This window comes from Desulfobacula sp., assembly GCF_021107415.1.
The window spans coordinates 1-13,685 of sequence record NZ_JAIOSW010000271.1; the positions used below are offsets into that span (position 1 = coordinate 1).

Annotated in this window: 16 protein-coding genes; 10 read left to right on the forward strand and 6 right to left on the reverse strand. The window is 35.6% G+C overall.

Annotation, left to right across the window (positions count from 1 at the left end):
• The 6 genes from K8S13_RS14285 to K8S13_RS14310 form a co-directional block, all read left to right on the forward strand.
• A partial coding sequence (locus tag K8S13_RS14285) for a LysE family transporter (protein ID WP_291463454.1) occupies positions 1–267 on the forward strand: 267 nt, incomplete at its 5' end.
• A gap of 267 nt (positions 268–534) precedes the next feature.
• Positions 535–1,557 carry a TAXI family TRAP transporter solute-binding subunit gene (locus tag K8S13_RS14290; protein WP_291463457.1) on the forward strand — a complete coding sequence of 341 codons (1,023 nt, stop codon included), beginning with the start codon at positions 535–537 and terminating at the stop codon, positions 1,555–1,557.
• A 299-nt stretch (positions 1,558–1,856) separates the two neighbouring features.
• The gene (locus K8S13_RS14295) at positions 1,857–4,112 is read left to right on the forward strand and encodes a PAS domain S-box protein (protein WP_291463459.1); all 2,256 of its coding nucleotides are present in this window, start codon (positions 1,857–1,859) and stop codon (positions 4,110–4,112) included.
• Positions 4,113–4,378: 266 nt separating this feature from the next.
• The gene (locus tag K8S13_RS14300; protein WP_291463460.1) at positions 4,379–4,891 is read left to right on the forward strand and encodes a GNAT family N-acetyltransferase; all 513 of its coding nucleotides are present in this window, start codon (positions 4,379–4,381) and stop codon (positions 4,889–4,891) included.
• A gap of 218 nt (positions 4,892–5,109) precedes the next feature.
• Positions 5,110–5,502: a hypothetical protein gene (locus K8S13_RS14305; protein WP_291463461.1), complete on the forward strand. Its 393-nt coding sequence runs from the start codon at positions 5,110–5,112 to the stop codon at positions 5,500–5,502.
• A 73-nt stretch (positions 5,503–5,575) separates the two neighbouring features.
• Positions 5,576–6,016: a hypothetical protein gene (locus K8S13_RS14310; protein ID WP_291463463.1), complete on the forward strand. Its 441-nt coding sequence runs from the start codon at positions 5,576–5,578 to the stop codon at positions 6,014–6,016.
• Positions 6,017–6,402: 386 nt separating this feature from the next.
• Here K8S13_RS14310 and K8S13_RS14315 read toward each other — a convergent pair whose 3' ends face one another.
• The 6 genes from K8S13_RS14315 to K8S13_RS14340 all read right to left on the reverse strand — a co-directional run bounded on the left by K8S13_RS14315 (position 6,403) and on the right by K8S13_RS14340 (position 10,256).
• Positions 6,403–7,110 (reverse strand): PaaI family thioesterase, encoded by a 708-nt coding sequence (locus tag K8S13_RS14315; RefSeq protein ID WP_291463466.1) that lies wholly within the window; start codon positions 7,108–7,110, stop codon positions 6,403–6,405.
• Positions 7,094–7,354, reverse strand: coding sequence for a hypothetical protein (locus tag K8S13_RS14320; RefSeq protein ID WP_291463468.1), 261 nt, complete (start codon positions 7,352–7,354; stop codon positions 7,094–7,096). The genes K8S13_RS14315 and K8S13_RS14320 overlap by 17 nt, the downstream gene beginning before the upstream one ends.
• Positions 7,347–8,051, reverse strand: coding sequence for an Abi family protein (locus K8S13_RS14325; protein WP_291463470.1), 705 nt, complete (start codon positions 8,049–8,051; stop codon positions 7,347–7,349). The genes K8S13_RS14320 and K8S13_RS14325 overlap by 8 nt, the downstream gene beginning before the upstream one ends.
• A 677-nt stretch (positions 8,052–8,728) precedes the next feature.
• Positions 8,729–9,037, reverse strand: a complete 309-nt coding sequence (locus K8S13_RS14330) for a nucleotidyltransferase domain-containing protein (protein WP_291463472.1) — start codon at positions 9,035–9,037, stop codon at positions 8,729–8,731.
• Positions 9,010–9,402 (reverse strand): HEPN domain-containing protein, encoded by a 393-nt coding sequence (locus tag K8S13_RS14335; RefSeq protein WP_291463474.1) that lies wholly within the window; start codon positions 9,400–9,402, stop codon positions 9,010–9,012. The genes K8S13_RS14330 and K8S13_RS14335 overlap by 28 nt, the downstream gene beginning before the upstream one ends.
• 305 nt (positions 9,403–9,707) lie before the next feature.
• Positions 9,708–10,256, reverse strand: coding sequence for an integrase core domain-containing protein (locus tag K8S13_RS14340; protein WP_291463476.1), 549 nt, complete (start codon positions 10,254–10,256; stop codon positions 9,708–9,710).
• Positions 10,257–10,502: 246 nt separating this feature from the next.
• Between K8S13_RS14340 and K8S13_RS14345 the strand changes: the two genes are divergently transcribed.
• From K8S13_RS14345 to K8S13_RS14360, 4 genes are all read left to right on the forward strand, one after another.
• Entirely contained in the window at positions 10,503–11,060 is a 558-nt protein-coding gene (locus K8S13_RS14345; protein ID WP_291463478.1) for a hypothetical protein, read from the forward strand.
• Positions 11,061–11,105: 45 nt separating this feature from the next.
• Positions 11,106–11,630, forward strand: coding sequence for a hypothetical protein (locus tag K8S13_RS14350; RefSeq protein WP_291463479.1), 525 nt, complete (start codon positions 11,106–11,108; stop codon positions 11,628–11,630).
• Between the two features lie 194 nt (positions 11,631–11,824).
• Positions 11,825–12,526 (forward strand): hypothetical protein, encoded by a 702-nt coding sequence (locus K8S13_RS14355; RefSeq protein WP_291463480.1) that lies wholly within the window; start codon positions 11,825–11,827, stop codon positions 12,524–12,526.
• A 129-nt stretch (positions 12,527–12,655) separates the two neighbouring features.
• Positions 12,656–13,411, forward strand: a complete 756-nt coding sequence (locus K8S13_RS14360) for a hypothetical protein (RefSeq protein ID WP_291463481.1) — start codon at positions 12,656–12,658, stop codon at positions 13,409–13,411.
• The last annotated feature ends 274 nt before the right edge of the window (positions 13,412–13,685 follow it).

The window sequence follows — 13,685 nt, forward strand, 5'->3', positions numbered from 1 at the left end:
CCCTACTTTATTATCTGGTGGGCGACCATTGGTCTTGGTTATATCCTTCAGTCAAGTGAATACGGCCTTGCGGGGATCCTAAGTTTTTTCAGCGGCCATATTCTGGCTGACCTGACTTGGTATACCATGATTTCAACAGCCGTGGGAAAAGGTCGTTCATTTATCAGTGACAAGGTTTATAGAGGGATTATCGGATGCTGTGCCGGTTTCCTGGTATTTTTTTCCGTTTACCTATTCTTAGGTGTGATCCGATATTTTAAAATTTAGACATGATAGCACTGTTAACAGGTGTAAAAGCTGTTCTAAGCAGGTTAATGAATATTGTTTTTGATCTCCAATATGATTTAATTGGAGTTTGCTTAATTTGATTTTAATTTTTTCCATATAATGGAATTATTTTTAAAAAATTATTTGTCCTTTATCGCAAGATATAGTAAATTGAAATTTGTTTCAATATTTATTGAACATGGGCGGTAATCTCAATTTTGTGATTGTTTTAGGTTTCTTATAACAATAATTTAAGTGCGGTTTTATATGAAGTTATTTCAAAGATTTTATCTGTTGATATTGCTGATCGTTATATTTTTATCTGTTTTATTTCCTTCATTTTCTTTTGGCGTTGATAACATGCGTTTGTTCAGGATTGGAACTGGCGGACAAACTGGAGTTTATTATCCCATTGGAAAAATTATAGCACAAGGCATTACAAGTACCAATATATCAATTGAGGAAGCTGGGACAAATATTACCAGGGTTATTATCAGTACAGCTCAGAATTCTGGAGGATCTTTAGCTAATGTTCAAGCTATAACAGCTGGTGAGATTGAAGCTGGACTGATCCAGGCTGATGTCGCTGCATGGGCATTTAACTCTAAGCATGCTTTCAAAAATAATGATAAAGTCCGGGATATTCGGGCAATAGCAAGTCTTTATCCTGAGAAGTTTCAAATTGTCACACGCCGTGATGCAAAGATTAATAATGTGAATGATCTTAGAGGGAAACGAATTTCTGTTGATGAGGTTGGATCAGGGACATTGGCTGTAATGAGGATTATTCTTGAAACCCACGGACTGAATGAAAAAGACCTGAAACCAGTTTATTTAAAACCGGTTTTTACTCATGACAAAATAGTAAGCAATGAACTTCAGGGTTTTGTTATGATGGCTGGAGCACCAATGGAAGCTGTTACTCAATTGTTAAGTACAGGAATATCTCTTGTCCCAATAAAACCCGAGGTGGCTTCCATGATAGAATCAAAATATCCTTATTTAGTCCCAGGTTTAATACCCGCAGACATTTATCCTGGGATTCCCGATACACCAACTATTCAGGTGCATGCACTTCTGGTTGTCAACAGAGCAATGGATGAGGAACTTGTTTATAAAATCACCGCAGCCTTATGGAATGAACAAACACTTTCTATTCTCAAAAAAGGACATCCACAGGGAAAATCAATTACGACTGATACAGCCTTAGTTGGTATTTCAATACCACTTCACCCGGGTGCAAAAAAATATTACCAAAAACATACAAACCGTTTTAGTAGCAAACAATAGTAATGAAAAAAAAACTCTCACCTTTTCAACTGCTATCATGGTTGCTAATGGTAGTCGTGATTATTGGTTTTATTGCTACAGGAATCATTACAAATATTACCCTTCGATCAGTTGAAAACAAACTTCCCGGGATACTTCTGAAAGAACTCAACGATCTTTCTATTGTACTTGAGAACCTCTCAGAAGTTGTACATACAGCTAATCTTGCCAAAAACACCCCCAGTACAAACAATATAAATCTGCTGCAAAAAAAAATAGAACTTGTGTATGAAGATATTGTAAAACTGCGGAAATCCTATGTGTTTGACAATATAGTACAGGCTTCTGCTTTTCATGCAGTCGTTGCACCGGCAATCGCAGATTTGAAGATTTGGCTTTCCGAAGGCATATCAGGATTACCACCTGAGAACAAAACAGTAACAGCCATAATATTTTTGCGAATTGATGATGCTTATCAAAAAGCTCTATTGCAGAACCGGGAATCGAGAATGGTCGCCCAAAAAATACTTATAGAACAGCAAAATAGACTCGGGAATTTTGTATTCAATGCAAATTTACTCTTTGTTTTAACCATAATGGTTGTATTTTGTATTGTATATTTATTGATTCGACAATATATACTTCAAATCAGGGAATCAAAAGCCCAATCGAAATTACATGTAAGTGAAGCTAAATATCGACGATTGATGAATAACTCCAAGGCCATAATTTACAGGCAGTCTTTGCCTGATGGACAATATGAATATGTCAGTCCTGCTTCTATCAATATAACAGGTTACACCCCGGATGAGTTTTGCAATAATCCTATGCATATTAGAAACGTAATACATCCTGATTGGACAGATTACCTTGAGAAGCAATGGAACAAATTATTAAAAGGAAAAATTCCTCCATTTTATGAATTTCAGATTATCCATAAATCAGGAGAAATCAGATGGATTCATCAGCAAAACATTTTAATTTATGATGAAGGTGGTTCTATAATTGCCACAGAAGGAATAATCAACGATCAAACTATCCGCAAACAGGCAGAAGAAAAATTATTTGAAAATGAAAAAAAGTTTAGAAGTTATGTAGAGAACTCACCTTTTGGCATTTTTATAGCTGATGAAAAAGGTGATTATATTGATGTAAACAATGCTGCGTGCGAAATAACAGGTTATTCAAGAGATGAATTATTGAATAAAAATCTGGTGGGAATGATTCCACTCGAAGACCAGTCTATTGTGAAAAAACACTTTGAATCTGTTGTGAAAACAGGTTCGGCATCAGGCAGTATGCATTTTTTAAAAAAAGACAAAAGCAAAAGAATCTGGTCAGTTGATGCTGTTAAACTTTCAGATACAAGGTTTCTTGAATTTGTCATTGATATTACGGTGCACAAAAAAAGAGAAGAAGAAAAAATAAAAACCCAGAAAATTATAACTGACCAGAAAAAACTGGCTCTTGTTGGACAAATCGCAGGAAAGATAGCACATGATTTTAATAATATTCTTGGCATTATAATGGGTAATACAGAACTCGCACTTCTTGACTGTAAAGATGATAAAACAAAAAAAACACTTGAATTAGTATTTGAACAGACCTTGAGGGGTAAAAATTTAACCAGAAACCTTGTTGCCTTTGCCAAGGACCAGGAACCTAAACAACAATTTTTTTCAGTTAATGAAAAAATTGAGCTTGTACTGAATCTGCTTAAAAAGGATCTTGAGGTTATTGATGTCATTAAAGAGGATGGGCATGGAGTACCATACTTACTTGCTGATCCAGGCATGATTGAACATGCACTTGTAAATCTTATACAAAATGCAATTCATGCAATAAGTTTAATTGAACATCCAAAAATAATTATTAGAACGTTTCATAAAGATAAAAATATTTATATTGAAATTGAGGATAATGGATGTGGTATTTCTGAAGATGCCCTTGATATAATATATGAACCTGCTTTCACAATGAAAGGAAGCAGGGATATAACCGGTTCATATAAACCCGGTATTAAAGGAACCGGTTATGGGATGGCTAATGTAAAAAAATATATTGAACAGCATAAGGGCAATATTGTAATTAGTTCAAATGTTGGGAAAGGTACAAAAATAACAATCAGTCTGCCTGTTATAAAAAAAGAGTTAACTCAAAAAGAAGTAATAGAAATAAAGAAGAAAAATTTTAGTTTTGAAAAATATATTCTCCTTGTTGAAGATGAACAGGCTATTTCAGATGTACAGTACAAAATACTGACACATGAACCATGCAACCACAAAGTTGATGTTGCTGCTAACGGTCAGATGGCCATCGACCTGTTTGACAGGAATCAATATGACTTTATAAGCTTAGATTATGTTCTTCCAGGCGAGATAAATGGAATGGATGTGTACAAACATATACGACAGGCTAATAAAACTGTCCCGATACTTTTTGTCTCTGGGAATTTGGATTTTTTAGAATCCGTTAAAGAATTAAAAAATAAAGATTCCTGTGTTGATCATGTTTCAAAACCATGCCAGAATAAAGATTATGTAAATACCATTAATGATTTGTTGGCAAAAACATGAGGTAATAGTAAGCAATTTACTCTCCAATAAAATTGATTTTGACGAATCCGTCTTGATTCAATTATATTTTCACCAAAGGTGAATCGTTTAATTGCCTTTACAGGCATAAAAATTGTTGGTATTTTTTTCTTAAACTATATTTTTATTAATCTGCTCGCATATCATTCAAATTTGAATGATATGTTTTTTACTATCAATATATTGAAAGATATACGGACAATCGGTAATCTACTTGTTATAAAAAAAATAATTATATAGGGTGTCGTATGCGAATTACTGTTCCTAAAAAAATTAAAACAAAACGTTTAACTCTTCGTCAATTTAAAGAAAAAGATTGGAAGGATATGCATGGGTTTTACTCTGATGAAATTGCAACAAAATATACATTTGGGCGTGCACTAACTGAAGGTGAAAGCTGGCGTACTGTTGCCGGACTTTTGGGGCATTGGCAATTAAGAGGCTATGGCCCATATGCATTAGAGCTAAATAATTTAAATAAAGTTATTGGTACTGTCGGATTTTGGTATCCATGTGAATGGCCAGAACCAGAAATCAAATGGAATCTTTTGCGGAAATATTGGGGACATGGTTATGCCAGCGAGGCTGTTAGGGCTGTACAAAATATTGCAAAACAATGCTTTCCAAATACTCCATTAATCAGTTTTATGGATTCAAAAAATTCAGCAGCAAAAAATCTTGCAAGAGCAGTTGGTGCTATATTTGAGAAAAAATTAGAATTTCGTGGTGGTATATGGCATGTTTACCGTCATCCTAAATAAAAAAGCAGGTGATTTTATAACCAAAAGAATGGGTTCAGTTTGCTATATTGGATATCAGAATACCAGTTTTTTATAACAAACCGCCGGAGCAGACCGAGGAATACTGAGCGACTCTCGAAAGTATCGGCTTTAACATAAATTTTAACATGCAGAGTTAGTCGGCATTAAGCCCCCGGCAGCTCAGCTTTGCGTTAGAAGAAAATGAGGAATAGAATCTTATGCAGCGAATCAAAGCCATAAAATGCATCTATCTTTTAATAATCCTTCTACTCGTGGGATGCGCTACAGGATCATCGATTATAGTCGGTGAAGTAAGGGAAGCTATAGACCCCGGCCAGGTGAAGCTGTATATAGAAATCCCCGAATCCTACGAAATTATCGGAATAGTAACTGCATCAAGTGACGCAGGATGGACCGAACAAGGTTCAGTTAACTACGCAGTAGAAGAACTTAAAAATCAAGCGGCGAAACTTGGAGCAAATGGCGTATTAATCGAATCTACTGGCGGTCAAACTTACAACGTTATTGGTGGCCACGGAACCGGCTATTTATATTCTATTCCCGTAACTGCAAAGTCTGTAACCGGTAAAGCCATATATGTTAACAAATAGTCTGCTTCTAACAATCGCATGCAGTCAGGCACTTTACCCCGACTGAATGCGAGGCGTTATGGACTAATATGCCATGAATAGTAATACTTTTTTAATTGTTCTAATTTCAATGATGGTGGTAAATGCCATTTATAGTTTTTTACCCACCAAACTACAAACCAAACCGATTATTAGATTTTTTGCTATTTTGGCTGCGGGTACGATCCTGGTTTGGGGAGTTGGTCAAGTCGTCCAGAATTTTAAAAATAAAATTTATGCCCATGTTTCAATAAATGGAGAAATTTTAGAATCGAAAAATTTCCCATGGGAGATATCTTACCATGAAAATGAAAAAGAAAATAAAAGAATGTTCTTAATCGATGGCCGCTATGGTGATTCATCTATAGTTACTGCAAAATTTGAAGGGAATCATCCAAAATATGAAATTATCAATGCAACCTATGGTGTTGCAATTATATTTTTTTGCAAAAAGGAAGAACTTAAAAGTTTCTGGGTATATATAAAAAATCCATAACCCAGATTGCTTCAGCGGACCATTAAATTATATTTTTTGTAAGCTTTATTTTAGGTACTTCCCAACAGTGTTTTTTATAATATAGACAATAGCAACAACAAATTATTCTTATTAAATCTCATGTTGCATCTGTTTCTGTTTTAACAAGCTTATCCTCATCAGCATTTATCATTTTCTGACAATGATGACACACCATATTCAATTTTTTAACATTCCCGTTGAAAAGAAATCTTCCACAATGAGGGCAGCAATACTCTTTTAGAGTTGGATCACCCTGCATTGGTGGGACTATAGGGTCAGTATTTTTTTTGTCGTTCATTATTTCTCGGTAAACTTGTTTAAAATCGAATGTATCAATCATATTCTAATAATTTTTTATAAGAATTTTACAAAACTCTCCTTATTTCAACAGTCCTTTTTTCTCTTCCAGAACCTGTCAACTCATTCCAGGGTATATCAAAAAAACTGTCAAAGAATTCAGGATTATCTTCCAACTCAAGATCCAACCATGACATGACATTAAAATTATCAGATGAGTCTTCTTTCTCTGCAAGATTAGCAGCATTTCTGACATACTCCATTAAATTTATAGTTTTTTCTTCTTTATCCTGTTTTTCTTCTATCTTGACATCTTTAGCAAGTTTGAACAAAGATGAAAATTTCATTACTTCAATATTATCTTCATTAAATACCGTTGCAACACCTTGAATCATTCTGTTTTTTAAAAATTTAATTTTTGCTTTTGCTGCAAGGACACCCTTTGTAACAGGAGCAAGGAATTCAGAGTTTAATGAAGTTGTTCCAAAACGACTCTTCGGAGGAATAATGCTTTTTATAGCCATAGCCACTGCTGTATCGGCGAGTGTTACAACAGCACCTCCATGTACCAACCCTTTTCCTTGAGCTAATTTAAAAACAAACGGCATGGTTAAATGAGCATGACCATCCTTGGCTTCAATGATTTTTATTCCGAGGAGTTCTTCAAAAGGTGCGCAACTGACCCATTTCTCAAGTTTAACTTCATGTGGACCAGTTAATGGAGAATCTACTTTTATGTTTGTTTTTTCTTTTTTTGTTTTATATTGAAACGACATCTATGCCTTTCTCTTTCAAAAATTTTGTTGATTTGCTGCAAACCGAAGCATTTGTTTTTAAAACAACCGAAGCATCTTGAGTTTTTTCTTTTATCTTTTCAACTTTTTTTACAATTGTAAGAGCATCCTTCATTATAATTCTGCTTTTCCTATTAATGACCAGGACAAATTCTTTAGAATCCCGTTTCATTAGTATGGTTCGAGATGGAAGACCATAAAGCTTTGGATCTATTTGTTCAATCATAATCTTGCGCATTGTAATTCATTTTAAACCAGATTGGGCGATGATCGGATGTGGCGTTAATTAAATCGTTCCATATTTCATAATCTGATACCCATTCTTCCTGGTCAAATTCAATCACTCCTAACCTGCCGGCGATCCTGTTTTGATGTTTTTTCCGAAGAATATCAAAATATATTGATGTTGTTCCAAAGTCCCAAGCTTCAACCGCCACCCAGAAAGGAAGTGGTTTTGAAGTCTTTTTATGCCAGACAATACAATCTTCACGACTCCTCGAAATTTGCTTATTGAGGCGATGTTTCCATTCTTTCCAGATATTTCGATTTTTTTTATTTTTCTTATCATACCAGAAGTTGCACTTTTCAGGCTTGATGAAATCCTGATTCAGGTATCCAAGTGGATCATGATACCCTATCTCATGGGCAATGACCGTTCGAATCTGTATTTCAATTCTTTCAATCGCATCCAGCATTAAGAGTCTTAAATTTTTGTCAAACAAATATAATTCTATAATATCATTGAAATTAATATTTTCCTGAAAACAATCGTCACGAATTTGCTCTCCAGTTGCAGGATGTATAACATCATCACCATTGCGATCAACCTTGAACTGCCGACACGGATACCAGAACCCGCTCAACCGATAATAACCTATCTGAGACAATTTTCTCTCAGCTCTTTCCCGATTGGGAATTATCATTCCTCTGCTAATTAGTTTATCTACTAATTCAGAATAATTTTTGTGTGGTTTTGTGACAGAGGTTTGGGCTTTTTTTTTCATATGGCAGGCCCTAAAAACAAGAAGGCCCAAACGTAATATCAAACAAGTTGATATCAGAGGAGTGGGCGCTATTGAATGTAAGGTAGCAATCGAGTATCATAATGTCAATTAAAAAAGTTCGCTGAGAACAAAAAATATTAAACGCTAACAATACATATACCATCGCTTGTGATTAATCAATAAGTATCCTTTATTATAGGTTTTTCTACTCTTGTATTGTGACTGAAATATTTCCGGTCCACCTCCGGTCCCATGAGATGATGGGAATACTCTGTATAAAAGCCGCATTGAGTTGAAAAACATGGCCTTGAGTCCGCATAATAAATCATTATGGTAAATTCGCTATTTCAACTACTGCTTCTGATTTCCTGATTTTTTTATGTTTTTTATATTGATTCCATTTTATAAAAAAAACTGGAGAATAGTCTGGACATTCTCGAAACTGAATACAAATATGAACGTAACTCATTGTTACCAGGGTCTCTCATGTCCGCCCTCCAATCATTTCAAGAACTTACATTGCAAGAGCATACATAAAAGTACATGGTGGTACATACAAAAAGGTATCCATGAGGTATCCACTTGGGGAAAATTATTTATGTGATTTCCAGGCCTGTTTTTATTATTTCATTGGCCAGAGGATTTAAAATATGAAAATCAGACTCCCGAAATGCGTGGGGTTCAATTCTGGTATCGAATTTTCTTCTAAGCTTCATTAATTGAACCTGCATGTCAAAAGAATCATCAAGATTCTTAAAGATAATCGCCAAGTCAATGTCGCTATCTTCTTTTACTGTACCTTTAACATATGAACCAAAAATATAGGCCTTTTTAATATTAGAATCTTTTTTCATGAGGAAATTAACATAGTTGCGAGCTATTTTAGAAGCTTTATCTTTATCCATTCTCTGAACCCCTTGATATTGAGAATCCACTCTTTCGTAAAAGCATTTGAGCACTTTTTATGAAATTCTCTTCTATAGTCATCATATCTTCCACGTATATTGAAAGTGGATATAGTATCCAAAATATCTTTCTGTTCATCATCAAGTATTAAATCCGCTTTTTCAGCTAAGCGAACAAGATCATGAATAAAAGGAGGAGTCTTTGAATTGAGTTTGACGTACCAGGCTTTCAGCAATTTTTCTAAAACCAGGTGGCCAATAAACAAAGACCAAGTGTAGTCTCCTTTTTCGAACAAATGAGTCATTGCCTGAAAATCATCATCTGAACTATCAATCCAATATTTGATATGTTCATTAATTTTCATAATTTATAGCATACAGTCTACAAAAAAAAATGACAATAATATTTCTTGTAGCTTGCCAAAAAAGAATCAGGGAGAAAATACATAAGAGTTGTCCATCAGAAAAATTAGATCTGGACAGAATTATTGTTAAATTTCATACAAGAACAGGTCACAAATTTAAAATTCAATGGAATTCAAAAACTTGATATGATATTTTTCAAAAAAATATCGGTCTTTGAAAAATGATCAATGAATAAAGCTGAGTTTTACCCAAAATCTAATATCAGCAAACCGGTCGAGTTGGATGTGCTGTAATTACAATTGCCTTATGCCGCTCTTCGCCACTCATATCGATGATGAAGACCGCCAACACGAGGCAAAGCAATCACCCTTCCGGCTTCAAGTTTTTCCTGGACAGGCCTTCCTGATGGTGAATCTTTATCCAGGCCAAGATGCGTGCGATCCTTATGATAATATTTGAAATATTCGGAAAGCCTACACTTCAAATGATCTTCATTCAAAACAACCAGATGATTAACACAATCCTTCCTGATACTCCCGATTACTCGCTCGCAATAAGGATTCTGCCATGGACTTTTTGCTGCAATTTTTATTTCTTCTATTCCCATACCTCGAACTCGATTTTGAAAAACTTTGCCATAAATTCCGTCACGGTCTCTCAATAGATATTTCGGTGCTGAATCCCATGGGCATGCTTCAACGATCTGCTGTGCTGTCCATTCGGCGCTTGGGTTTGTAGTAACGTTGAAATGAACGATTTTACGATTTTCATGCAACAAAATTATGAAAACATATAATACCCGGAATGTTGCAGTCGGTACGGTAAAGAAATCTATCGCAAAGGTATTGTGCATATGGTTTTCTAAAAATGTTCGCCATGTTTGGGAGGAAACTGTCCTGGGGTACCTGCAACGTTCATTTATCAGGCATCTTATGCTTTTCAATAGTTGCAAAAAGGGGAATGGAGCTTTCAGATGGCCTTACTGAAAAAAAAGTGACCGCTTGATTGACATATATCGTAAAGGAGAGTAGCCATATGGCAAGAACATTTTGATTTTTATCAAAAAGACGGTACTAACAAGTAATCAAAGGAAGCAAAAATGGCAAAAAAATTCATGGTGGTTATTTTTATCATTTTTATTGGTTTTTTTTCGTCTGGCTGCGTGCGGCCGATAATTATGAAAAGCTTATACCCTTCTTATGATGAGACAATTTCCTTATTGCCGAAACTAAAAAATGAATACGGAAGGGTGATTTTTTATAATAATAATTTTGCGGAAACATTGATTTGGGGTGGGGCTAGCTCTAGAATTTCTATTAAAATTGAAGACTATCAATGCAGTGCCGAGCATGGACAATTTGTGTACGACGATCTCCCAGTAGGAAGTTATACGATTAGTTCAGAACCTTATAAGTATGGGCCTTTACAAAAGAAACAAGAACCGGGAGTTCTCACACTAGATATACGCGCAGGTAAACTTTTATACGTCGAGATCAGTTATAAAAAAAGCTCATTGTCTGAGTCTGATGCCCTACAACACCTCTATCTAAGAATTGTTGATGAAAAAACAGCTTTAGATGTTTTGGCAACTTCCCCTCAATATACTTACGCATATGAAAAAATAAAATCGTGCCTGGCTCAACAGTTACTTTTCTAGCTTGCTATGTTTATAAATCCAAATTTTACTTCAGGAGGAATTTCGATGAAAAAATCACTATTGCTATCTGCCATAGCTCTTTTCTCAGTAATTATTGTCGGGTGTGCGGGGCATCAGTATAATGTAAAAACAGTAAAATATGTTCAACAAACACCCACAAATGAGAATGAGACCAGAGTATTTGTATTTCGCATAAGCAATTTCACGGGTTCCGGCAACAGGTTTGCAATTATCAACAACGATACAATTGTTGGTACCGTGGGTTCTGGCGAATTCATGTCGTTCATTGCAAAGGGGAACAAAAATTTAGTTGCTGCCATAATTCCTACAGCGCATGAAGATAGTGCCCAAGGTTATTTTTACTTTGAAGGACAGAAAAAAAAAGAAATGTATCTTCAGTTTAAATTAGCAATGGGAGAGGATTTGGGTATGAAAGAAATTAGCAAAGAAGAAGCTCATATACTAATGAACAAATACGATTATCAGGAATTTCTAGAGTTTCCTAAACCGAAGTGGCGTGCCAACTTATTGAAGTACTATGAACGCCTTCAGCAACAAACAGCGAACTAAAAATATCAGTTCTATTCAACTTTTCATACTATCAAGTATGATCAAATTCAAAGGGGCAAAATGTCTGATCATGTTTTCAGCGCCATGTAAAAACTCAATATATATATTCTATTATATTTTGAGTTTTTTATCCAAAAAAATAGCCGGGTTGCCATTTGTGCGATCTGGGTTTTAAAATTGTATAGGAGAAAAAAATGAAAAGATTTAAAACATTATTTGTTGCTTTTGCCATATTTTTAGCATCAGTGTCCATCTCATACGGAAGCAGTTATCAGGTCACAACTGACCTTACCATCAGGGTTGTTATCAATACGGTGGAAAAAGGTGCTATTGATGCTGTCTGGAAAAAGGGAGGAGAAGAGACAACCTCTGCCGGGGATAAAGTCATCTGGGGATTTTTTTATGCAAGCCCGTCAGATGTAACCTGGGGGAGTGAAAACAATCCTGATCTATACGTGAAAATATGGTTTGACCATGGCGGCAGAATTGACGTGAACTTTTTTCATGTATCCGTTCCTGATATTGATGTCTATTCGGTGTATTCCGGCAGCAGTACTTCAAATCAGTATAGCAAGACCACCATGGAGAACAGATATTACAGGCATGAATATAACGGTAGCATATCAGCTCAAACTTATTACGGAACAACGGTTAATAATACTAGTGGAGAAACTGATACCATGGTTACTATCCTCTGGTCGGATGGTTCACTAACCACAGATGAGGATGGTACATCTGGAACTTATACTATCAATGGTACTTTGATCACAGGGAGACTCATTTATACAGAGGGTAGTGCGACGGACTTTATCGGAACAATAAGCGGTGATGGTAACACAATATCGGGGACCTGGACGACCGGTGGTGACTCAGGAACTTTTACAATGTCAAAATAATAGGGGGACAGGGTTAATTTTTAAATAGGTTCATGCATATTGACCGATTGCCATCCCCAAAAAAAATGTAAGCGCCCAATGGCTTGATAGATTTTAACCATAGTTTCATTCACAAGAGAAAGGAGAAAAATGAAAGGATTTAAAACGTTATTTATTGTTTTTATTCTGTTTTTAGCATCAGTGCCTATCTCATACGGAAGCAGTTATCAGGTCACAACTGATCTTACCATCAGGGCTGTTATCAACACTGTGGAAAAAGGTGCTATTGATGCTGTCTGGAAAAAGGGAGGAGAAGAGACAACCTCTGCCGGGGATAAAGTCATCTGGGGCTTTTTCTATGCAAATCCGTATGATGTAACCTGGGGCAGTGAAAACAATCCTGATCTATATGTAAAAATATGGTTTGATCATGGCGGCAGAATTGACGTGAACTTTTTTCATGTGTCAGTACCGGACATTGATGTTTACTCTGAGTATTCAGGCAGCAGTTCAAATCAACACAGTAAAAATACTATGGAAAACAGATATTACAGGCATGAATACAATTCTAATACATCGGCGTGCTCCGATGTTGCGGGTACTTGGAGTTATAGCCAAACAGTAGATGCTACTGCCTTCGGAGAAGATGTTTACACAGAGACAGGTATGACCACCTTTACACAGAATGGGTGTAATTTGGTTGATAGTACTGGTGGTTACGGAAGTATAAACGGCAATACGGCAACCTTGACAAATACCTGGGAAGATTATGGGTACACTATTACGGGTATATTTACTTTAATTTTTTCAGGGAATTCAGTTACCTATACGGGCACTTTGACCACAAGGGATTCATCTGGGGAGACCTGTACCGGTAGTTTAACAGGATACGGATCAAAACAATAATCGGAATCGTTAAACAAAAGGTAAAAAAAACATTTACAAGATTCGAGGAAAAGCAGAGTCATAAATATGAGTAACTATGGGTACAAACGGTGACAAACAACAACAAAATATATTGAAATCATTGGAAAAGCTTGTAAATGCATTGGGTGTGGTTCGCCAAAAAGGGATCAGGGAAAAAATACATAAGAATTCGGTCTTGAATGACTGTTTAATCAGTTCTAATTTTTTAAACCTGGTTGAATTTCAATAGTAGGATGGAATTAAACCTTGAAAA